Consider the following 23485-nt stretch of genomic DNA (forward strand, 5'->3'; position numbering starts at 1 on the left):
CTTAATTCGCTTTTAATACCACTAGCCGTGCCTGTAGTCTTGTGAAAATCCTGTTGAGTAACTGTTCCACTTTCGCAGTTTCATCGGTGGTTAACCCAATGAGCCGGATGAGGAACACAATACTGATGATACTTACTATGGTGGTAACGCCCAACCGCACAAACCCTTCGCCCATGAATAACTGCGGGATACAGGCCAGTCCGGCTGCCAGCAGTACCGGCACTATTGATTTGATGATCACCTGCCGGGTGAATACTGCCGGTGACAAGCCCGTGATAGTTTTCGCTGCCATCATACGATAGATGCCGCTTACCACTTCAATGGCTATCGCACTGATCAATACCGTAGCTGCGGGGTATCCGGCTTTCAGCAGCAACCATGCAATGGGCAAATTGAACAGCACCATTGTGCTCACCACTACCTGGTACTTTCTTATTTTCCCTACCGACTGCACCGCCACCTGTATACCGGACGACAGCTGGTTAATCAACGTAGCGATGATGATCAGGCGGCACATCATCACCGTAAAATCAGGCACCTGCTTCAGCCAGCATTGCAATACAAAAGGCATTTCTATCATCATGGGGATGGCAAAAAAACTCAGCAGGAAAAAGGAAAACTTGCTGGCAATCATGGCCAGCCGCAACATCCTCGGACGGTCGCCGCTGCCTTCACTTTTAATGATTTGTGGATTTAATGCCCGCAACATGGTAACCGAAAAGTAGCTGAGCTGTGCATTTACCTGGTTGGCGATGCCATAAGCCGCGTTTACGATGGTGCCGAAGAAAACATTCAGCAGGAGCGCAATGCCCTGGTTGCGTGCCACAAAGCTGCCGGCACCAAACATATTCCAACCTGCATAGGCAAACATCTCTTTCAAAAGATTCTTGTCGAAATACTGCCGGATGCGGATACGGCTTTCCTCATACTTCACGGCGCAATACACCTGCTTGAATACCAGCAGTAATACCGTGAGCAAGGCCATGAGTCCGCCGTATACAATGAGGCGGTCGTACGAAGTGTATTGCAGGCTGAGTGCGATCAGCAGCTTTCCTACTGATTCCACAATACCCAGTATAGCTACCATTACCATGTTCTCCTGTGCAATCAATGTAGCATCATAAGGCACGGAGATGATGGTAAAGAATGCGCTGACCACCATGAACTGAAAGATGAGTTTGGCGGCCATGGTGCGGGATGCAGGATAGTTAAGCACATGATCAAAAAGATAGCTGCCTATTACTTCAAACAGCAGCACCAATGCCAGGCCCAATACAAAGTGTAGCAGCACGCTGGAGTTAAACACTACTTTTAATTTGTGTGCGTCTTTGGTGCCCAGGTGAAAAGACATATACCGCTGCGTGCTGATGGTCATGGCCATGTTCAGAAAAGACAACATGGCAATGACCCCGCTGATCAGGTTAAACAATCCATAGTCCGCCGCACCCAGCAGGTTGAGCACCAGCCGGGTGGCGTACAAGGAAATAAAAACGGTGATCAGCATTCGCCCGTAAAGCGCTCCTGTATTCAATATCACCCTGTTCGCTACCTGCATGTTGGTTAAATTATCCGATTAAGTGTTCCAGTTGTGTAACTTCTTTCTTTGCAAACAATGCCACATCGCTGGCCATCATTTCCTTTACCAGTGCAGCCAGGTCGTAGGCAGGTTCCCATCCCAGTACAGTTTTGGACTTGGTAGGATCGCCTATCAGCAGTTCCACTTCCGTAGGGCGGAAATAGCGCGGATCGATGGCTACTACCTGCTTACCTAACGGCAACGCATATACTTCATTTGTGCAGGCGGCAACTGTTCCGATTTCTTCTGCACCGGTGCCGGTGAAGGCGATTTCAATGCCCAGTTCTGCAAAGGACATGCGTACAAACTCCCTTACTGTAGTGGTGATGCCGGTGGCAATTACATAGTCGTCCGGTGTTTCCTGTTGCAGGATGCGCCACATGGCTTCCACATAATCTTTTGCATGGCCCCAGTCGCGTTGTGCATCCAGGTTACCGAGGTACAGTTTATCCTGTAATCCGAGTGCGATGGCAGCAGCGCCCCTGGTGATTTTGCGGGTTACGAAGGTTTCTCCGCGCAGCGGGCTTTCGTGGTTAAAGAGGATACCGTTGCAGGCGTACATGCCATAAGCCTCGCGGTAGTTCACCGTAATCCAGTAAGCGTATAATTTCGCCACGGCGTATGGACTGCGTGGGTAGAAAGGTGTGGTTTCACGTTGCGGCACTTCCTGTACCAGTCCATATAGTTCGGAGGTGCTGGCCTGGTAGATGCGTGTTTTCTTTTCCATTTTCAGGATGCGCAGCGCTTCCAGGAGACGCAGTGTGCCTATTCCATCCGCGTTGGCCGTGTATTCGGGCGTATCGAAACTTACCCGTACATGGCTCATGGCCGCCAGGTTATAGATTTCATCCGGTTGGGTTTCCTGTATAATGCGTATGAGGTTGGTACTGTCGGTCATGTCGCCGTAATGCAAACGGAAGCGCACATTTTCGCTGTGCATATCCTGGTAGAGGTGATCAATTCTTTCTGTGTTGATCAGCGAAGCGCGGCGTTTTACACCATGCACCATATATCCCTTTCCCAGCAGCAGTTCTGCCAGATAAGCGCCATCCTGGCCGGTAATACCTGTTATCAGGGCTACTTTCATACGATCGTTATTTTTAGTGATAAAGAAATAAGTTATTGCATAAGGGCATTTACTGCGGTAGCGGCGGTATTGCCGATGCCGTAATAAATGAACCCGTGTTTTACCAGTTGTACGTCATCATAAATATTCCTGCCATCAAAAAGCAGCGGAATTTGCAGCAGGCTGCGCAGGCGTGGCCAGTCGGGCATCCGGAAGGCATTCCATTCCGTTACCAGCAGCACCGCATCTGCACCGGTGGCGGCGGCGTACATATCATCCGCAAAAACAACGCTGTCGCCCAGTACGTGAAGCGCTTCCTCCATTGCAACGGGATCGTATACACGAACCTGTGCGCCGGCTTCCAGCAGGCTGTTGATCAGCACCAGCGAAGGTGCTTCCCGCATGTCGTCGGTGTTGGGTTTGAAAGACAATCCCCATACGGCGAACGTGCGGCCTTTGATATCGCCATCGAAATGACGGAGCACTTTATCGGATAATATTTTCTTCTGGTCCTCATTCACTGCTTCCACTGCTTCAAGGATGCGGAGCTGATACCCGTATTCGCGGCCGGTTTGGATCAGGGCTTTTACATCTTTCGGAAAACAGGAACCACCATAGCCAATACCCGGATACAGGAAGTGTTTCCCGATGCGGGGATCGCTGCCGATGCCTTTTCGCACCTGGTTAATATCCGCACCCACCAGCGTGCATACGTTGGCGATATCGTTCATGTAGGAGATCCTGGTGGCCAGCATGGCATTGGCTGCGTACTTGGTCATCTCCGCGGAGGCGATATCCATAAAAAGCAGCGGGTGTCCGTTTAACACAAATGGGCGGTATAATTGTTCCAATACTTCGCGGGCATGGGTGGTACTCACGCCGGCGACTATACGATCCGGTTTCAGGAAATCATTTACCGCAGCGCCTTCTTTCAGGAACTCCGGGTTGGAAGCAACATCGTAATCAATAATCAGCTGGCGGGCCGACAGGCTTTCTTTTACAGCACGGTTCACACGGGCGGCGGTACCAACCGGCACAGTGCTTTTAGTCACCAGCAGGAGGTAATGCTCCATGTGCTGCCCTACTTCATGCGCTACCTGTAATACATACTTCAGGTCGGCGCTGCCATCTTCTCCCGGTGGTGTGCCTACGGCAATGAATACTACTTCTGCACCGGGCAATGCGCTGGCCAGAGAGGTAGTGAAGGAAAGACGGCCGCTCGCCTGATTACGCATCACCATTTCAGGCAAACCGGGTTCATAAATGGGTAATACCCCTTTCTGAAGCCGCGCTATCTTTGCTGCGTCCACATCAACGCAGGTAACACTGGTTCCCACTTCAGCCAGGCAGGCGCCGGTAACCAGTCCAACGTATCCTGTTCCTACAATGACTACTTTCATACCACTGGTTTTTAAGGTTGTAATTTGAACTGATCCTGTTGCAGGAAATCCCTGTAAGCCATTACCAGCCCTTCTTTCAGGCTGATGCTATGTTTCCATCCCAACCGGTGTAGTTTTGACACATCCATCAGCTTGCGTGGTGTGCCGTCAGGTTTGGTAGCGTCAAAAATGATTTCTCCTTCATAGCAAACCACTTCCCGGATATATTCTGCCAGTTGTTTAATGGTGAGGTCTTCTCCTATCCCGATGTTCACCGGTTCCTTTTCGCTGTAATGCTGCATGAGGAATACACAGGCATCTGCCAGGTCATCTGCAAATAAAAATTCCCGTTTAGGCATTCCCGTGCCCCATACGGTTACCGATGGCTTCTGATTCACTTTCGCTTCATGAAAACGGCGGATCAGCGCCGGTAATACGTGTGCATTTTCCGGGTGATAATTATCGCCGATGCCAAACAGGTTAGTGGGCATTACGCTGGTAAAGTTGCAGCCATACTGATCGCGGTAAGCTTCGCATAATTTGATGCCGGCTATTTTTGCAATCGCGTAAGGTTCGTTGGTTTGTTCCAGTAAACCTGTCAGTAAGAAGCTTTCTTTGATAGGCTGCGGCGCCATGCGCGGGTAAATGCAGGAACTCCCCAGGAACTGCAACTTGGTAACGTTGTGTTTCCATGCCGAGTGGATTACATTGGCGGCAATCATGAGATTATCGTACAGGAACTCCGCGCGGTAAGTATTATTAGCGTGTATGCCGCCTACTTTGGCAGCTGCCAGGAATACATAGGCCGGCTTTTCTTTCGCAAAAAATTCGTCCACTGCTGCAGCGTTCCGTAAATCCAGGCTGCCGGATGTGCGGGTAATAATGTTCTGGTAACCTAATGTTTCCAGTCTCCTTTTAATAGCACTTCCTACCATTCCGCGGTGGCCGGCTACATATATAAGATCGTTTGCCTCCATACGTGTTGATTGATTGTGTTTATGTTTAGAGCAGTTCCGGGCGGTTTTCCCTCACCCATTGATGCAGTTGTTTAATATCCTGTCCGCTTCCTTTTTGCATGATCAGCAGTGCGCTTTCCGTGTTCACCACTACCATATTTTCCACGCCCACCAGTGCCACCAGTTTATCTTTCCCGATCACCATACTTTTATGGGGATCGCTTTGAATAAATACCGCCTGGTGATTCCTGTACTGGTAATGTTGTGAAAGTGCGTCTGCCAGTGCTTCATAGCTGCCTACATCGCTCCAGTCCATTTTGCTTGGCACTACTTTTACGATGCTGCTCTTTTCCAGCACCGCGTAGTCGATGCTGTCTGATGGTATCGCTTCCATGCTTTCTTTCGACAGCACGCCGGTTTGTTTCCATTCTTCCGCGGCGATGGCAGCAGCTTCGTAGATAGCAGGTGCATGTTTCTGCAGTTCCTGCAGCATGATGCGTGCTTTGCAACAGAAGATGCCGCTGTTCCAGAGAAATCCTCCGGCGGCCAGCATGGCTTCTGCCACGGGGCGGTCGGGTTTTTCCACAAAGCGGAGCACATCATGACCTGAATAGCTGATGTAGCCGAAACCCGTATCCGGGCGTGTAGGCACCAGGCCGATGGTAACGATATGGTTACCCGCAGCCAGCAGACCGGCTGTTTCAATAGCCATGGCGTACCGGTCGGGCGTACCTATGAGGTGATCGGCGGGTGTGATGAGTAATATTGTTTCCGGCTCTGCGGTGAAGGCTGCCAGGGCAATAGCGGCAGCCGTATTACGGCCTACCGGTTCTGCCAGGCATACCGGCGCCGCTGCACCTGCCTGCATTAGTTGTTCCTGAACAATTTCCGATTGTTGTTCATTGACGATTGCCATTACTTTGTTACAGGCAAAACGGTTGCGCCGGAAAGCAAGTTGTAAAAGACTATAGCCGTCGAACAGGGTGAGTAACTGCTTGGGCGTTTGTTGGTTGGACAAAGGCCATAACCGGGTGCCGGAGCCACCGCAAAGAAGAATGTGCTGCATCATAGGATGATTGGTTTATGGTCAGTAATGATGTCCGTTCACCGTTTTATGGCCGGTGATCACCGTCATTTCCCTGGATGGCACGGTTGCTACAAGCATACAGCCCAGGCTATTGAGTTCCACTTTCACGCGGTTACGACTGATCTGTAAGATCCTGGCGGACGAAGCAGGACGATCCTCCTCTTCCTGTGCTTTTATAGGAAACTTTTCTACAGATACATCTTCATAATCACGGAGAAAATGGCGGATGAGTGCTATTTCGTGATCCGGTATCACCGCCGGTTGCCCCAGCCAGTACACGAAGTTGACCACGTTGTCTGTTTCTTTTACCACCCAGCTCCTGCTTTCAGGAATGTGTACGAATACGTAGGATGGAAAAAGAGGTTCCTGGATGATCTTACGGGCACGCACCAACGGTTTAGCGGGAACGTAGTGTTCCACCTTCTTACGGGTGAAAAGGTCTGCCACTTTTTTTTCGCATTTTGGCCGGGTATATACCGCATACCAGACCGGAGGCTGTTCATTAAACATAGAAGCCGGTTTTAAGGTGATCGGATAGTTTTTGCAGAATTTATAAAGGCAGGAGCGGGCATTATTCGCCCTTTGTTTATTTATATTTTCGACTATAGCTGGCTGCAGTTACTTTACACTGCGCCTGAATAATCCGGGTTTCTTTGTTACTTCCGTGTATCCGTATCCGTTAATGTCACCATATCCGGATCCGTAACCGTATCCTGCTACACCTTGTCGTTTGATACCGTTAAACACGATGTTTAGTTTTCCTAATTCTTTATTCTGATACAACTCTTCAATTAATTTAAGATAATGTTTCGGGGTCCGCTGATGACGTACCACATACAGGGTAGCATCGCAATAGGGCGCTATCAGGCGGGCATCGGTTACCAATCCAACGGGGGCGGAGTCGATGATAATATAATCGAACCGTTCTTTCAGTTCATTCAGTAATCGCTCCAGTTCACCATTCAGAATAAGTTCACTTGGGTTTGGCGGCATAATACCGGCCGACAACAGATAGAGGTATTCATTGTCTCCTACGGGTTGCAATATCTGCTGCAATGATGCTTTTCCAACGAGATAGTTGCTGATACCCGGATCGGCGCGCATGTTCAGCATTTTGCTGACCATTGGTTTCCTCAGGTCAAATTCCAGCAACACTACTTTCTTTTTTGCGAGTGATAAGCTCATTGCCAGGTTAACGGATATAAAGCTTTTTCCTTCACCGGATATGGAAGAAGTGATCAGTAATGTTTTGCGATCGCCGTTTAAACCGATGTAAGACAGGGATGTTCTTAATGCCCTGAACTGTTCTGCCACGGCGGTTCTGCTGTTATTGGACATCACGATGGCATCTTTGCTGTCGTGGTACATTATTTCTGCTGCAATAGGCGCCGTTGTTACTTTCTCAATATCTGCGCGGAACATCACTTCGCGGTTCATCATATCTTTCAGTGACACAAATCCTGCTACCAGTGCAAGGGCTGTGAGTATTGAAATACCGAATACCATTGGTTTCTGCGGACTGAAAGCATATGCTGCAGCTTCTCCCGCATCTACCACGCGGCTGTCGGACACGGCAGCCGCGTATGCCAGTGCGGTTTCTTCTCTTTTCTCCAGCAGGAAGGTGTAAATATTATTCTTGATCACCTGTTGCCTGCTTACTTCCAGCAATGCTTTTTCTTTTCCGGGTACGCTGCGGATGATGCCCATGTTGCGGCTGTTTTCTGCCTGCAGGCGTGTTAAGCCGGCCTGCAGGTTAGCGCGCAGGCTCCCGATATTTTCCATGATAGCGGGTTTCAGCCTTTCTACCTGCCGGTTCAAACTTGCCAGCAGCGGGCTGTTTTCGCCGGTGGTTTTGCGTAGTCTTTCCAGTTGTAATTCTGTTTCAGATAACTTGCTCACCAGTTCCAGCAATACCGGATCTGAAAGCCCTAATGTACCGGGTACAATATTGCCTCCCGGGTTCTGGCTCGTAACATATCTTTCAATGGCATCCAATACGGAGATCTGCATGTTGGCTTCACTGATCTTACGGTCGTTCTCCTGCACACCTGCCAGGAATATTTTGCTTTGTTCACTGATGTCTACAATCCCCTGGGAAGTTTTGAAGTGTTCCACTTCCGTTTCCGCCTGGCCCAGTTCCGCACTTACAATACGCAGGCGTTCTTCCACGAAGCGCATGGTGTTGGCAGAAGTTCTGTTCTTATCTTCCACAGCGGCCTGGCTATATACCCGGATCAGTTCATTCACAATATCTTCCCCGCGTTCCGGCGCTGCATCGGTGTATTCAAGATCCACTACGCTGCCGGCTTTTGCGGCGGGCATAATTTTCATGGTGCCAAGGATGATCTGCATCCAGGTTTTTTCATTCATGATATGCAGTACATAACCGGCGGTAGTATCTGTATGCCTGGCTTTTGCCTGGATGAGCATTTTTCCCCAGCGTGTTTGCACGGTATCGTTCAGCGGATATTTTTTACCGTCGATGGCTACACGCTTTTGTACAGGATCGTATGTAAAAGGCCAGTTGCCGGTAGAAGCCAGCTGGATAGATTCCGGTTCCAGGAAGGTAAATTTCACCGGGCTATCTTTATAAAGTACAACGTCTCTTATTTTTCCTTTTTCTATTACTTCTCCATAAAGATTCAGGTTCCTTACCACTTCTTTTGTGAGGGTGCGTGATTTCAGGATTTCTATTTCGTTTTCCATCACCGTTTTGCTGCCGCCCATCAGGTCGAGCGACTGCAGCATATCGCTGGCGCCGAGTCCGTTGGTGGCTTCCTGTACCAGGAGCACGCCGGAAATTTTATACAGGGGAGTGGCATAACGGAGATAAAGGAAAGCTGCTAACAGTGCGATTACTACGGCTCCTGCAAAGAAAGGCCAGTATGGCAGATAGCGGGAGCGGATGATAGTAAGCAAACTCTGAGGCGCTTCCGTGTGCTGGGTTTTATGTCCGTTAACTTTTTGCATAACCTAATTATTAATAACTAACCGGTCCAGGATAATAACGAGTAATGAGAGACTGCTGAGAATAATTGGCAGTACCTGCCGCGAACGATCAGCCGTCGCTACTTTTGACTTATTGGGTTCTACATATAGGATATCATTGGGTTGCAGAAAATAATAAGGAGAATTCAGGATACTTTTGTCGTTCAGATCGATGCGTCGTATAATCCGCTGCCCGTCTATCTCCCGGATCAACAGGATATTATTTCGTTTACCGAACACCGTTATATCCCCTGCCATTCCCAATGCTTCAAGGACCGATATTTTTTCGTTGGTTACGTTTACTACAGTTGGTTTATTCACCTCTCCCAGTATGGTTACGCGGTAGTTGAGAAACCGTATGCTCACCACCGGATCTACCAGGAGCTTTCGTTCAATGAGCTGATCATGCAGGTATACGGTAAGTGCTTTTTTGGTGAGGCCTGTTACTTTTACGGGACCCAGTACGGGGTACTGTATAAATCCCTGTTCATCTACCAGGAATCCTCCCAGCATAGCGCCGGCTCCTGCGTTGGCGCCACCGGCGCCGGAAGCGGAGGTCATGTTGGATACATTATAAATGATCACATCCTCCGGATTAAGACTGCTTACATTAATCTGCAGTATGTCGTTCTTTTGGATACGAGGGTCAAAACTGCTATCTGATGGTAATAGCACCGTATCTCTCACATCATTGAAATAAACAGCATTTTTGGTTGACACGCACGAAGTAAACAAACAACTTAAGCATAGCAATCCCAATCCTATCCAGGTTAAGCAGGCTTTCAATATCATCGATATGGCATTTAACATCATCACTTACACTGACCGTTCCTCTCAATACAATATTACTTCAGAACGGGGTGGTATTCAATTACTCACTACAGTATAAATTGGGATGATTGGTATGGTGTCCTTACTTATTAAAGTAGTTTACCGCTCACAGCCATCGACATATCAAATAAATTTAAAATTTAAATAATTTACTTGGATAAGGATAAAAAATAGAGTGCTGAATAAATTATTTGATAAAATTTTTGAGATTAACTCAGATTTGGTTGAAACGTTCAATTTAAAATATACTTTTTTCAGATGTTGGTTCACAGTGAATACTGTCACAAACAGTTTGGCTGCCATTTCCTTATATGAGTAACCCTCCTTCAGCAAAGCCACCAGTTCATACTCCCTGCGGGTAAGCTTGTCTTTGATGCTTTCCAGCGGATCCTTATTGATATGAGTAATGAGCAGGTGTGCTGCGCGCGGAGATAAAGAAGCGCCGCTTTGCACGGTATCCATCACCGACTGATAGATATCGCTGAGACGGCTGGATTTAATAACATAACCGCTCGCGCCGTTTTTAATGGCTTCAATAATATACTGCTGCTCTTCATGACCAGACAGTACAATCACCTTTGTGTCGGGATACAGCCGCCTTACTTCGCGGAGCCCTTCAATACCGGATATACCAGGTAAAGTGATATCCAGCAGGATTACTTTTACATCAGGATAAGTAACGGGTAAGGCCATGAATTCCTCTATCGATTTACAGGCAAACATAACCTTACACTCCTGGAAGTCTTCCAGGAATTCACGGTAATTACTTAGCAGAAAATGGTTGTCTTCAATGATTCCAATGTTGATCATGGCTAAACGGGGGGTATGGTACTCGAAATGATATGGTTTAATAAAATAATCTGATAGTAAATATAGTCTGAAAAATGATAGCTGGTTAGTATGATTTTTTACACATATGTTATCAGCTTATATACAGATAAAAACAAAATAAGGCATCTTCATAAAACAAATTATAATATATTCTATATAAATAAATTCACAGTCTATGTTAAATAAAAGTAACCAAAACGGACTTTTTTAAAAATATAGATAAGTTTCGTATATTGTGTACATAACCATTTGCGCTCCTAACCCGATATCCTTCGAAATAGAAACCTTATTTAAGAATCAACCAAAAAAAGAGTATGCTGAACCATATCAAAAGGCATGCAGGTGGCCAAAAATCATTACTGGAAATGCGATCGGATTTTATTGCAATGGCTACACATGAATTTAAAACACCGATCAGTGCCATCTCGTCCTCCATAGAGTTACTGGAAACCAAAATGCAGAGAGATGAATTGATGTTACCGTTTTACGAACGCAATTTGTCCCGCATTAAGGAAGAAATAGACATTTTAAGCAGCATGGTAGATGACATCCTCGCTACCGGCAGCATGGTAGCCGGCAACCCTGTAACACAACCGGAAGAAACAGCCCTACCCATTTTTGCCAGTATGATCCGGCAGCAATATTTCAGCAACCGTGCCGACCAGCGGGAACTCCGCATCAAAGTATCCGGGCGCCCGCGTAATATCTATATCGACAGAAGCCACCTGGCGGGGATACTCACCAATCTCATCAGCAATGCGTTTAAATACTCTTCCGGGGATCCACTGCTGGGCCTGCATTTCCGGAAAAACCACCTCTGCATCAAAGTAACGGACAATGGCATCGGTATACCGGAGGCGGATATACGCTTTTTATTCACTCCTTTTTTCCGGGCAACAAACGCCCGCAGCAAAGAGGGCACCGGCCTGGGCCTGGCCATTGTAAAATCGTATGTTGCCGCCAACAACGGACACATCAGCGTAACCAGCGGTAAAAATGGTTCTGTCTTCTCGGTTACCTTTAATTATTAACGGAGCAGCATCACCGTTCCTTTCAATACATGCTGTTCACTACGGCTATCCGTATACGTACATATGTATACATACGCCTGCACTCCCGCCGGCATGCCTTTAAAATTCCCGTCCCAGCCCACTTCGGGCGCATTGCTCATAAACACCAAAGCTCCCCACCTGTCGTATACCCGCAACCGGTAGTCGTGAATAACGTCGTATACTTTCGGACGAAACAAATCATTCAACCCGTCGTTGTTCGGACTGAAAGCACCCGGCATTACCACCGTACAGTTTTTCCAGGGAGATTCCACCTTAGCAGTTACACCGGCGCTGTAATCATGTGCATCCATTATTTCCGCTATATGCGTACCCGCCGCAAGCCCGGGGAACACGCTGTCTGTTTGCCATTGCCCGTTATCCAGCCGGTACCGGTAAGGCACCGCGCCACCGGTTACGTGCAGCATAATGCGGCCATCAGCTACTTCCCCGCAGCTGCAGGGCTTTACACTGGCCTGCACTGCGGGCGGTATCAGCGGATCAATGGCAGAAAGATTGTCCATCAGCAACGCTATTCCATACATACTTTTGTTGCAGGGCGTTGTTGGGTAAGCCCAGAACGAAATATAAGCATGACTGCGGTGCGGTCTGAATATGGCATGATAACGTTTCCAGTTTTCATGGATAAAATTACCGGACGACCATAACAACTCAGCAGTATCTCCCGGTGCATTACCTCCAAAGATTGCCAGGTTGCCATAACAGGCCGGGTATAAATAGTAAAGTGTAAAGGCCAGGTCGAAGCTTAATATATAAGTGCTGTCCTGTTTTAACGGGGCAGACAACTTCTGGGCAATACCTTCCAGGAATCCTTTTCCACTATGCACACCTATATAACTATTACCTGCCGAAGGAGCCAGCAGGATCTCAAAAACGCCCGGCTGTGTATCCGGCGTACCATTAGCTACCATCCAGCTTGCAGGAACCAAACCTTTCCCGGTACGGCCTTCCAGTGAAGGGTTACTTAAGGGTATCTGCTGTGCCTCCGCCGGCGCGCACACAGCCAAAAACAGCCAGCAGCATAGTATTCCGTATATAACTGTGAGATCTGAAAACATGCCGCTCATTTACCGCATTAAAATTACCGGTTATATAGATGATGACATATACTTATACGAGTAGTTTGTCTTCCTACTTTTCTTTTGTTTTATTTGCCTGAAAAAATATCTTTGCCCACGAAAAAGCCCCGGCACACGATTGTGCCATCGTTTAATCCGAAAAACACTTATCATGAAAAGATCCGTACTGTACTTAGCCCTGGGAACCGCCCTTCTCACCACGTTTGTGTCATGTAATGAAACTGGTAAAAAAGACAGCAACGCAGCGTACGAAGATAAATCTGCATCTTCGGCAAATGACGTAATTGAGTACACCAACCTGATTGTAGACCTGTCTAACAAAAATTCCGACTACGTAGAGCGGCTGGTTAATAACGCCGACCGTGTAACCGAATTGCTGTCTCGCAACGGCAATCCTGCCTTCCTCAGCAGTATCATCAAACCCATTATGATCAGTATGATCAGTCATGGAAAGGTGAAAGTGGAAGAACCGGTAGATGCCTTAAATAAGGCAGATCAACAGTTTTTTAAAGAAAAGGTAGCCAGCTTCAAAGGCTCGTTCGACAAGTTAAAAACTACGTACGCCCAACTGGATGATTACCTGAAAGCACAGGACTATAAAGACGATAAAGGCGCAAAGGGCCTGGCACTGGCAGATTCTATCCGCAACAACGCCCAGGTATTTTTTGAACAGAAAGCCGTCCTGATGAAAAGAGTAAGTGAAGTAGCAGATGCCAGTGAGGCGATCATTCTGAAAGACAGCCCCATAAAAGAATATGTACTGGCTATGAAAGCAGATATGCAGTCGGTACGCGATTACATTAACCTGCTGGGAGAAGGCGGTGCAGACTTCGCAAAGATCAGCGACAAAGCACAGGCGGCCTATGATGCATTGGAAAAAAGCCAGGCAGCGCATGCCGGTATAGATATGGCCAACGCAGCAAAAGAAAGCAAAGACGGATACTACAAGAACTTCTACGATAGCTTTCATCAGTTCCTGCTGACAGCAAAAAGGATCATGCGTGACGCCAGGGAAAAAGGCGAAATGACCGACAGTCAGCTCGAAAGCCTCGACAGCGCGCTCGATACCATGATTGGCAGGTACAACAGCTTCACAAAATAAAATAACAATGGGTAGATATCCAGCGTGGATATCTACCCATTTATCTTAGCGGTGACTATTTCTTAAATACTTCTTCCAACTTCTTCTCTAATTCTTCTCCGCGTAAATTCTGTGCGATTATTTTCCCACTGCCGTCAACAATAAAGTTGGCAGGAATACCTGAAATACCAAACTCCAATACAGGAGCACTTTTCCAGCCTTTCAAATCTGATACGTGTGTCCACGTTAGTCCGTCTTTACCTACCGCTTTCAGCCAGGCTTTTTTATCAGTATCCAGTGATACACCGAGAATATCAAAACCCTGATCATGGAAGCGCTGATATGCTTTTACTACGTTGGGATTTTCTGCACGGCAGGGCCCACACCAGCTGGCCCAGAAATCCACCAGTACTATCTTCCCTTTAAAGTCGGTCAACTTCACCAGCTTACCGGTGCTATCAGGCAGCGACATTGCCGGACGGGCGCCCACGCTCATCTTAGCGTGTTTATCCATCGAGGCTTTGATGGCCAGGCCGTAGTCTGTTTTCTTTGCCGCGTCGGTCAGCAGTTTATAGGCAGCCGCCGCTTTTTCCGGATAAGAATAATTGATATACCTGTCCACGATCACAAATGCGGCCATTGGCGAACCGGGATAACGCTTTACAAAAGCGGTAACAGCGCTATCCAGTTCTTTATCCAGAGCAGCCAATCCGGCTGTTACGGCCTTTTTCTCCACACTGTCTTTGCTTTTCTCTGCCGCATCCGAACGCTGATATAATTTGCCTGCCTTCTGCCGTATTGCTTCCCATGTTTCTGCCCATCCGGTGTATAAAGGCTGATTTGCCGAACCGGTTATTTTTGCGGCGCCCATAGAATCCTTATAGGCGGTAATGGTGATAGTGTTGTTTTCCAGGAAAAACGATATCCCATTATATTTTGAAGCGGCCGTCCATATCGAATACAATTGCGGTGAGCCCACCTTTCCTTTAAACGTAAATTTCCCGTTCTTCAGCACAGTGGAATCCGGCTCATGACCGGGCAGCATAAAAGTATTCAGGTATACTTTACCGGTGTCCTCTCCGTGGATAACGCCATTAATCGTATAGCCTTTACCGTTCTGTGCCTGTACCGACAGTATACCAATAGTGGCTGCCAACAAGGCGATTGATTTCTTCATATTAATAGTGGGTTTTGATGGTTATGCTGCTTTATAGGTCATGCTTACAATTTTGCCAAAACCTGTGAATACCTTTACATTCTGAAAATCGCCCAGGGGACTGATCCTGTAGCGGTACAATTTTCCCTCCGTACCGTTCCAGGTGCCTACCATTACATCGTCGCCGGTACATTGGAAGTAAGTCACCTGCTCTCCTGCTGCAATGGCCTTAATGGCCCTTGCTTTGCCAGAGGGAATATCATACAGGTAAATGTTGCCATTAACGAGAAAATAGATCTGCTGTAATTTTTTGGAGCTGGTCATTTTAGTGAAGGCTGCCAGTTCAGGAGCATCGCCCGTGATCAGTTTTTTTCCGACGGTGGGGTCCGAGCGGTTGCCATCTATCTGATATAAATAATAATTACTGTTATCCTTAAAGATAGCATTATTCAGGAAAGGCGCATTTCCCTGGTCCATTGCAAGGAGATCCATCCCGATGTTACGCATATCAAAGTAACTACCCGGCTCCGGTGCGCTGAAAGCCACCAGGGAAGGGATCAGGGAAGCACCCGACAGGTATACAAAGCCTTTGCTTTTTGTATCAAAAAAGATAGCGGAATAAGGTGTTTTTTCACCGGTGTAGGGTTGCGGACCGACCCCTACATAAGAAGAAAAATAATAGTTATCGCCTTTGCCTCCCGGGAAAGGAAGTGTATTCATATATTTTACATCTCCCGGAAAACCTCCGGCAACACGTACATTCAGAAGACCATCGTTAATCATGATATTCGTCCCGTCATCGATTTGTCTGAACTTTTGCGGATGGAACACTGGCGGTGTTTCCCAGAACCAACTGGTGTAGTCTGTGAGTTTTGTCATTTCTGTATACTCCAGTTCTATGGCGTTATCAGCGCCAAACATCCACACCGATTTAGCGCCATAAAAGTTAGTGGTAGCTACCTGCACCGGTGCATTCAGTACATAGTCTTTATTCAGTTCTGTGAAAATATGATGGAAGGAGGTATCTGTGTTCAGGATGATGCTCATATCTGTTTTACCGGCTACATCTTCCATTACCAGCCATCCTTCGCTGAAGCGGTTAATGACTTTCAGGTTGAAGAACTTAAAGTAAGAAACACCGGAGGCTTTCACGGTTACTTTATAAATGAGCCTGTAAATGCCAGGTTTCACACGGATAGCCTGGTGAAGGTAACGGGTGCTGTCCAGGATATATACCGGGTAAGCATCTTCCGAATCATTCTGGTGGATGCTCCATTCATATACCAGTCCATCTTTGTCTGACGGTAAAGCCTCTTTAATATCGGGCCTCACAGTTAATGTATCAAACTGCAGTACGGCATCTACTGCGGTGGTATCAGAGATACTCAGCACATTAATAGGAATAATATCTTTATTGCTCCTGTCTTTCAGGCAACCGGACAGCGTAAGCATTACCAGCATTAAAACACATAACCAATTATATACTGACAATTTCATATTGCAACTTTTAGGATAAAGAAATAAGAATGCAGATTAAATAGCAGGAAAAGTAACCCGGTTGCCATTTTCATCTATCAGCGGTCCGTTTGTATTTTCGTACCTGATCAGTTCTACACGCATCTTTTGCAGGATAGACATGATCTCCGAGAATTGCGCGCCTGTTCCCATTGTGATAGCGGTGGTACCTAACCGCGATACCATGAACTGATGCTTGGTGAGTGAATAGGCACCGTAGAAGAAATCGCTCCAATCGGCGGGCTTCAGCAGCATATCCGTTATCCTTATCTGGTATTTAAGGCTGTTGGCGAATCCTGCGGCAAAGTCATCGGAAGAGGCTATACGAAAATAAACAGAGAACACTTTATCTTTCATATCCGGGGTACGGAAAAGGTATACCGGGAACTTTATAGCATATTCACCTGCTTTTATAACGGCAGGGCCTATATCAAAATGTTTTCCTTTCACGGCGGTAGAGCTGTCTGCTATTACCAGGTTAAATTTCCTGTCGGCATCAGTGGCCAGCCCGGTGATCCGGATATTGAGGTACACGGTATCTCTCAATACGGTATCTGGTTTTACCACAAATGTGTAATTGATACTATCGGGCAATACGAAATCCCGGGAGAAGTAGATAGCAGGCGGTTCTTTGTACATCAGCCGCTCTTCTTTTCCACATGCACTTATCAGCAGGTATAATATGGCTGTTGCTATCAGCCGGTTAATATTTTTCATGTTTAATGATTTAAAGAGATGCAGAGATGATTACTTTCCAAACTCGATTTCCTGGTTAGGCAATGGCAGTACGTACTGCGTATTATTGATGGTACCATTGAGGGCACCTTCAATTTTAGCCAGATTTAACCGTTTGTAATAATAGAAGAGTTGGCCTACGCAGATAAAGTCCCTGCGGTATTCTTTAAATATTTCATTCTGCAAAGCAGCAGCATCCAGTCCTGCCTGTAGTTCTATAATGTTCCTGGCGGCACGGATCCTGTTCAGCCATTTGAGTCCTTCAGCAGGAGACGGCTCGCTTTCTGCGGCGATGTAATACATTTCTGACAGGGAAAGCACCGGTATTCTTTTCTTTAGTGACTCCCTGTTTTCATCTACCTGCCAGAGCTTACTGGGGAAGATAATACCATTGCTTACGCTCCACAGGCTATTACTTACAAAGCGGATGTCGGTGCTACCACCTGCTGCGGTTTCAAACACGGCCTTTCTGCGTTCTTCCGTGATCGTAAATTTCTTATACATTTTATCACCGGTGGCCATCATGAAATAGCTGCTCACGGGGTCTCTCAGCTTAGATACATAGATAGAGAAAATGTGTTCCGGTGTAAAGGTCCTGTTGAGATCAGCAGCATTGGTTGTTAATTCACCGGAAGTAATAAAGCGGAAATTATTGCTGGCAATTACTTCTTTTGCATAAGCCAGTGCCTGTACTTTGTTGTTATTGTAGAGATATAATCTTGCCAGTAATGCTTTTACCGCCCAATAGTTCATGCGGTTGCTGCGGAAGGCGAGAAAGTCGTCGTTACCGCCGGGGTTGCTCATTTGCGGATATACTTTCAGCAGCGTTTCTGCTTCTTTCAGGTCTTTTTCACATAATGCAATCACCTCGCTTACTGTCAGGCGCGCCTGTGGTGTTACCGTAAAGGCTGTCATATAAGGAATGGCAGTGGCAGTAGCATCTGATTTAGGAGAAGGCGCGTATAAGCGCAGCAGATCAAAGTGTATAAACGCCCGCAACGCCAGCGCTTCACCCTTGATAATATTATAGTTATCTGCTGTAAAGACTGATTTTTTACTGTCGATGTTTTTCAGGATATAATTTGTTTGCGCGATGGTAGCATACATATTACTCCAGATGTTGTTGATGATGTCTGTTATACCGGCATTGCTATACTGGTAGGTAGCGGCATAGAAAAAGTCGTGGTCTATTTTCGTGGTATTGTCGTATCCCTGCGACAGCACTTCCAGGAAACTGAAAGTCAGGTTACCACCGTAGAGTTGCCCGTCTGCTGCTTTCTGATAGCTGCCATACAGCGCATCTTTGAAACCCTGTTCGGTAGAAAACTGTTCTGATTCCTTGATTTCGGTTTTGGGTCTTACATCCAGCCATTTCTTGCAGGAAGTAAGTGTGAGTGAGGCGACGGAAGCCACCAGGAAAAATATATTGCGTAGATGTTTCATGTTCAGATCCTCTTAAAATTAAAAAGTGGTTTGTAACTGTAAAGTGAAGCTGCGGCTGAAAGGATAATCCAGTCCTCTTTCCCGCTTAATGCTGGACCACCAGAACAGCTGGTTGGTGAAGAGGGTGATTTTGGTATCGTGCAGGCGTAACCGTGCGTTCTGCGCATCACTTAAGCGGTAATACAGCGAGGCGCTTTCGAGGCTCAGCCAGTCGTCTTTCTGTACAAAGCGGGAAGTGGCATAGGTGATAGTGTTAATAGTATACCCGTTATTATCCACAATACCTTTATAAAAAGTTACGTCACCTGGTTTTTTCCAGCGCTCTTCAAATACGCGGCGGTCCACATTAAATCTCATGTCAGCGCTTTCTACCCTGTCAACCAGTGTTTGATTGTAGGTATAGCCGCCAAACCGGTACCGGAAATAGAGATTTACCCCAATGCCTCTTTTTTCAAAATTGGTTCCGAAGGTTCCTTCCAGTGTGGAGCGGGCATCTCCTACTATTACCTGGTCCAGCGGATCATACACGGTAGTAGTGGTCCCGTTGCGGGTACGGAAAATTTCCCTGCCGGTAGAAGGATCGATGCCCAGCGATGGTACTGCCCAGATGGCCGTGGTGCTGCGGCCTTCGGCAAACCGGGCCAGCGGTGTGGTGCTGAGTGAGTCTGTATTTCTCTTGTTTAACTGTTCGAGGGTATTGGAGATTTTTTCAATTTTATTCTGCACATGGAATCCGTTGGCAAAAACGGACCAGCTGTCGCGGTTACGCGAATTAGAGAAAATGGTATAGCGCAAATTTACTTCATACCCTTTGCTTACTACGTCGCCCATGTTATCCATATACATGGAAAACCCGGTAGATGGGGCGGTGGTGATAGATACCACGGAGCCTTTTGTTTTCTCTTCAAAATAGTTGGCGCTAATATCCAGTCGTCTGAAAAAAGTACCGTCAATACCAAAGTTGCTTTTGGCAGTTTGCTGCCAGGCAAGATTAGGGTTGCCAAAACCCAGCAGGGAGGTACCGAGGTGATATAAATAGTCCTGGTCGGTATAATACTTACTGGTAGTAAGACCGAGGTAGCTGGCAAAATTGGAGGAGCCGGTATAACCATACGAGTAGCGGAGTTTCAGCCGGTTGATAGCAGTACTGTTTTCCAGGAATTTTTCTTTATGAAGATTCCATCCGCCTCCTACGCTCCAGAAAGAGGCAAAGCGTTTGTTGGCGCCAAACTGGGAAGAACCATCCAGACGGTAGGAAACATCCAGCAGGTAGCGGTTATCGTATGCGTAACTCACGTTGGCGAAATATCCCAGCAGGCGGGTAAGTCCTTCTCCGCCGAATGGCCGCGAACCCGCTTTATAGCCGTTTCCCAATGTCACCTGGTCCAGTTTATCATTCGGGAATCCGTTGATAGTATAGGATTCTGAAGTAAGTTTATCCTGGCGCAGGGTAGTACCCACTGACCCGAAAAACATATGTGATCCGAAGGATTTGTTCAGGTCGATGGTGAAAGCTCCATCAATCGTGTTCCTGAAGCCATAACCTTTGGTGTAAGATCCTTTTTCATAATAGCGTTCCACGGGAATACTATCGAAGGCCGTATGCTGGGCCGGGAGGAACCTGTCGCCCCCGGTGGTGGTGCGCTGATAGGCAAAGCGGCCGGTAAAGCGCAGCCATTCTTTTGCCTGCCACTGTGCAAAGAAGTTGTTGGTGATATTTTGCTGCCTGGACTCGTCTACTGTATGCAGCGACACATTATAAACCGGGTTCAGTTGTGAAGCCAGCCGTGCGTCATCAAAGAAGCGGATATCTTCCAGGTAGTATTTGGGATTACCGTTCGCATCGTAAGGCGACCAGTAAGGATTTAATTTAGTATAAGTATAAAATGAACCATAGGGTGAGTTAACTGCCTTGTTGAAATTGAGTGTGAGATCATTTCTGAATAAAAAGTTTTTATACCGGTAGGACAAATACGTGTTGCCGGAAATATTCTGCCGGCTGGAGCCCTTCATAACGCCCTCCGTGGTATTATAAGTACCATTGAGGCCGTACATCACCGATTCTGATCCACCTTCCAGGTATAGGTTATGCGTACTGCCGATGCCATTACGCAGGGGTACATTGAGCCAGTCGGTATTGATACCTTTGGCTACTTCCGCCAGGCGGTAGTTATACAGGAAATCTTTTCTTTCCTGCCAAACGGGGTTGGGATATCCGTTATAAAGACCGGCTTCTTTTTCCAGCTGGAGTTTTTCTTTGGAGTTTACCAGGTCGTAGCCTTTCAGGTCAGGCAGTTCTGCTACCACACTACCGGTATAGGTTACACGTAAACTGCCTTCGCGGGGCCTTATAGTCTCAATCACAATTACGCCGTTGGCTGCACGGGAACCGTAAATAGAGGTAGCTGCCGCATCTTTTAAGATAGTAACCTTTGCGATGCGGTTCATGTCGAAATCGTTTACCCGTTGCAGTGACACCTCAAAGCCGTCCATGATAAAGAGCGGTGTGTTGGGGCTGGTAGTAAAGTCGTATACGTTACTTTGATTAGTCCCGTTCAGGTTGCCGAGGCTGTTACCCCCTCTTACCACTACATTGGGTAATGCATTGGGGTTGGAACCGGCACCGATATTTTCCGGCATCTGGAAAGAGGGATCCAGTGCACGCAGTGCGCTTAACACACTATTGCCCGATACCTTGTTCAGTTCTTCTTTTGTATAGGAAGATGCTGCACCGGTGAAGTTTTCCGCCGGCCTGGAAAACAGCCCGGTTACCACTACTGCGTTCAATGACTTCGAGCTGGTACTGAGTTTAACAGTGAGATTAGCGGATCTGCGCACTTCCACTTCCTTTGTTTCATAGCCTACATAGCTGATGAGCAACGTGGCTTTCCCTCCTGATACATTCACCGGTATTTTAAAGGCGCCTACTTCGTTGGAAGTGGTGCCGTTCAGTACCTTATTTCCTTTCTCAATAATGGTGGCACCCACAATGTGGTCACCACTTTTTTCATCAAGGATACGACCGGTAATAACTGCCTGTTGCTGGAATAATTCAGCGGCTTCATTGCCTGAAATGCCGGGATTGGCATTAGGTTTTACATACAATACCACGCTGCTGTCCACCTCCCGGTAAGCGAGGTTGGTATTTTCCAATACTGCATTGAGTGTAGCGCTTACGGAGCGGCTGGCGGCAGGGAGCGTAATATGCTTGTACTTCGCTACTGCGGTAGGCGGGTAGGCAAAAAGAAATCCGCTGGCCTGCTCAATTTTCTTAATAGCGCTGTGAAGGGATTCATCTTTGAGGCCCAGTGTAATTGTTTTCTTTCCCAGTTCCTGACCCGACACCGGTGAGGCTATCAGTAGCTGAACGGACAATGCCAGCAGAAAAAAATACAAGAAAATTATCTTCATAATAAAACCTGTTTTGCCCTTTTTCTTAATGTATGGTTGGTTGATTCGCATAGGGACATAGCGATCCCTCACGGAGATTAGATCCATAATTCTGATGGTTGATTTAGATAATTACAATTAAAAAAATAGCAGCTACGCGCGGTGCACAACGCGCCTTACCAGATGAAGATCTTCACCGATGTTATATTCCGTTTATTTGATTGACTACCGTTTTGATAAGTGTTTATTTATTGGTTGGCACATCCTTCTCCGTTCAGTACTACTTTATCGTTGGGATAAATGGTATACCCGGCATTTGCCACACTGCAAATAATGGTCAGCACTTTTTCCAAAGGCTGGTTATGAAAAAATGTTCCTGCAATACGGCAATTCTTTAATGACTCATTGGCAAATAATATTTTCACATGATACTTATCTCCTATCATAACAGCTGCTTCCTCCATGCTTACATCGTCCAGTACGAGGAATTCATCTTTCCATTTTACCACTTCTATGCTTTTCACTTCTGCCCTTATTACTGTGCTGGTAAGCATATTTACCGATAACTGCTGATCCGCTACCAGTATACCATAGCTGTTTTTTTCATCATTTACCTTTACCTTACCCCTGGTAACGGTAACCACCACACGTTGCTGATCCGCCGATGCCTTTACATTAAAAGCGGTGCCAAGTACCTGCGTGCTGAGCTTACCGGTTTTCACGATAAAGGGTTTATCCGGCACTTCTTTAATATCAAAATATCCTTCTCCCCATAACCGTACTTCCCTTTTATTTCCTTTGAAATCGCGGTTATATTCCAGGCGGCTGTTGTCCGCAAGTAACACCGTACTTCCATCAGGCAGGCGTACAAACTTCGTTTGTACTTCCACCACTTCTTCCGCGGCAGGTGCTGCTGCGGGTCCGGTGATGGCTACCGGGGGCTGCTTTACGCCGGCATGCCACCACCACCAGCCAGCGAAAGGCAGCACCAGCAAGCCGGTTACAACAGCTGCCAGGGCCAGCCTCCGCACGCTGCGGCGACGGCTCCGTTTAAGCGGGATGATGCTGGCAATATGTGATTCGGCCGACATAATATTGCCGATCATCTCATGATAGCGCTCAAATGAAACGCCTGGTTCTATAATGCCGCTATCCCATTCCGCATCTATCCGGTTCTTTATTTCTTCATCAAAGTTGCCTTTGCTGATCAATCCCCTCAATTCATTCCACTCTGCCTCGCTGGCTTTCCCGGCAAGGTATTTATCCATTAATTCATTGAATCCAGGATCGTTCGTCATAACG

General features: G+C 47.0%; 19 protein-coding genes. 3 read left to right on the forward strand and 16 right to left on the reverse strand.

What is annotated here, in order from left to right; translation table 11 throughout:
• Position 1 precedes the first annotated feature (1 nt).
• From B5Z18_RS14945 to B5Z18_RS14980, 8 genes are all read right to left on the reverse strand, one after another.
• Positions 2–1555 carry a lipopolysaccharide biosynthesis protein gene (locus B5Z18_RS14945; RefSeq protein ID WP_143313606.1) on the reverse strand — a complete coding sequence of 518 codons (1554 nt, stop codon included), beginning with the start codon at positions 1553–1555 and terminating at the stop codon, positions 2–4.
• 10 nt (positions 1556–1565) lie between these two features.
• Positions 1566–2663 carry a GDP-mannose 4,6-dehydratase gene (gmd, locus tag B5Z18_RS14950; RefSeq protein ID WP_079470287.1) on the reverse strand — a complete coding sequence of 366 codons (1098 nt, stop codon included), beginning with the start codon at positions 2661–2663 and terminating at the stop codon, positions 1566–1568.
• A 32-nt stretch (positions 2664–2695) separates the two neighbouring features.
• A complete protein-coding gene (locus B5Z18_RS14955; protein ID WP_079470288.1) occupies positions 2696–4042 on the reverse strand; it encodes a UDP-glucose dehydrogenase family protein in 1347 nt (448 codons plus the stop codon).
• Positions 4043–4053: 11 nt separating this feature from the next.
• Positions 4054–4998, reverse strand: coding sequence for a GDP-L-fucose synthase (gene fcl / locus B5Z18_RS14960; RefSeq protein ID WP_079470289.1), 945 nt, complete (start codon positions 4996–4998; stop codon positions 4054–4056).
• 25 nt (positions 4999–5023) lie between these two features.
• On the reverse strand, positions 5024–6046 hold the full coding sequence (locus tag B5Z18_RS14965; RefSeq protein ID WP_079470290.1) for a mannose-1-phosphate guanylyltransferase: 1023 nt from the start codon (positions 6044–6046) through the stop codon (positions 5024–5026).
• Between the two features lie 18 nt (positions 6047–6064).
• A complete protein-coding gene (locus tag B5Z18_RS14970) occupies positions 6065–6574 on the reverse strand; it encodes a transcription termination/antitermination NusG family protein (protein WP_079470291.1) in 510 nt (169 codons plus the stop codon).
• A gap of 108 nt (positions 6575–6682) precedes the next feature.
• Complete coding sequence (locus B5Z18_RS14975) at positions 6683–9034, reverse strand: GumC family protein (protein WP_079470292.1); 2352 nt, start codon at positions 9032–9034, stop codon at positions 6683–6685.
• A gap of 3 nt (positions 9035–9037) precedes the next feature.
• On the reverse strand, positions 9038–9772 hold the full coding sequence (locus tag B5Z18_RS14980; RefSeq protein WP_227024486.1) for a polysaccharide biosynthesis/export family protein: 735 nt from the start codon (positions 9770–9772) through the stop codon (positions 9038–9040).
• Here B5Z18_RS14980 and B5Z18_RS32710 point away from each other — a divergent pair.
• Complete coding sequence (locus tag B5Z18_RS32710) at positions 9762–9941, forward strand: hypothetical protein (RefSeq protein ID WP_168771290.1); 180 nt, start codon at positions 9762–9764, stop codon at positions 9939–9941. The genes B5Z18_RS14980 and B5Z18_RS32710 overlap by 11 nt on opposite strands.
• 65 nt (positions 9942–10006) lie before the next feature.
• Here the strand turns inward: B5Z18_RS32710 and B5Z18_RS14985 are convergent, their stop codons facing one another.
• A complete protein-coding gene (locus tag B5Z18_RS14985; RefSeq protein WP_079470294.1) occupies positions 10007–10693 on the reverse strand; it encodes a response regulator transcription factor in 687 nt (228 codons plus the stop codon).
• A gap of 335 nt (positions 10694–11028) precedes the next feature.
• On the opposite strand from B5Z18_RS14985, the gene B5Z18_RS14990 reads away from it, so the two are divergent.
• Complete coding sequence (locus B5Z18_RS14990; RefSeq protein ID WP_079470295.1) at positions 11029–11745, forward strand: sensor histidine kinase; 717 nt, start codon at positions 11029–11031, stop codon at positions 11743–11745.
• Here the strand turns inward: B5Z18_RS14990 and B5Z18_RS14995 are convergent.
• On the reverse strand, positions 11742–12842 hold the full coding sequence (locus B5Z18_RS14995; protein ID WP_159454315.1) for a T9SS type B sorting domain-containing protein: 1101 nt from the start codon (positions 12840–12842) through the stop codon (positions 11742–11744). The two genes, B5Z18_RS14990 and B5Z18_RS14995, sit on opposite strands and share 4 nt — an antisense overlap.
• Positions 12843–13014: 172 nt before the next feature.
• On the opposite strand from B5Z18_RS14995, the gene B5Z18_RS15000 reads away from it, so the two are divergent.
• Positions 13015–13965, forward strand: coding sequence for a DUF6845 domain-containing protein (locus B5Z18_RS15000; RefSeq protein ID WP_079470297.1), 951 nt, complete (start codon positions 13015–13017; stop codon positions 13963–13965).
• A 55-nt stretch (positions 13966–14020) separates the two neighbouring features.
• Here B5Z18_RS15000 and B5Z18_RS15005 read toward each other — a convergent pair whose 3' ends face one another.
• From B5Z18_RS15005 to B5Z18_RS15030, 6 genes are all read right to left on the reverse strand, one after another.
• Positions 14021–15121, reverse strand: coding sequence for a TlpA disulfide reductase family protein (locus B5Z18_RS15005; RefSeq protein WP_079470298.1), 1101 nt, complete (start codon positions 15119–15121; stop codon positions 14021–14023).
• A gap of 21 nt (positions 15122–15142) precedes the next feature.
• Complete coding sequence (locus B5Z18_RS15010; RefSeq protein WP_079470299.1) at positions 15143–16597, reverse strand: PKD-like family lipoprotein; 1455 nt, start codon at positions 16595–16597, stop codon at positions 15143–15145.
• 36 nt (positions 16598–16633) lie between these two features.
• Positions 16634–17332 (reverse strand): DUF4843 domain-containing protein, encoded by a 699-nt coding sequence (locus B5Z18_RS15015; protein ID WP_079470300.1) that lies wholly within the window; start codon positions 17330–17332, stop codon positions 16634–16636.
• Positions 17333–17362: 30 nt separating this feature from the next.
• A complete protein-coding gene (locus B5Z18_RS15020) occupies positions 17363–18793 on the reverse strand; it encodes a RagB/SusD family nutrient uptake outer membrane protein (protein ID WP_079470301.1) in 1431 nt (476 codons plus the stop codon).
• An 18-nt stretch (positions 18794–18811) separates the two neighbouring features.
• Positions 18812–22204 carry a SusC/RagA family TonB-linked outer membrane protein gene (locus B5Z18_RS15025; RefSeq protein ID WP_159454316.1) on the reverse strand — a complete coding sequence of 1131 codons (3393 nt, stop codon included), beginning with the start codon at positions 22202–22204 and terminating at the stop codon, positions 18812–18814.
• A gap of 227 nt (positions 22205–22431) precedes the next feature.
• Positions 22432–23481 carry a FecR family protein gene (locus B5Z18_RS15030; protein ID WP_079470303.1) on the reverse strand — a complete coding sequence of 350 codons (1050 nt, stop codon included), beginning with the start codon at positions 23479–23481 and terminating at the stop codon, positions 22432–22434.
• Between the last annotated feature and the right edge of the window lie 4 nt (positions 23482–23485).

Origin of the sequence: Chitinophaga ginsengisegetis (genome assembly GCF_900168065.1) — a bacterium.
Taxonomy (GTDB): Bacteria; Bacteroidota; Bacteroidia; order Chitinophagales; family Chitinophagaceae; genus Chitinophaga; species Chitinophaga ginsengisegetis.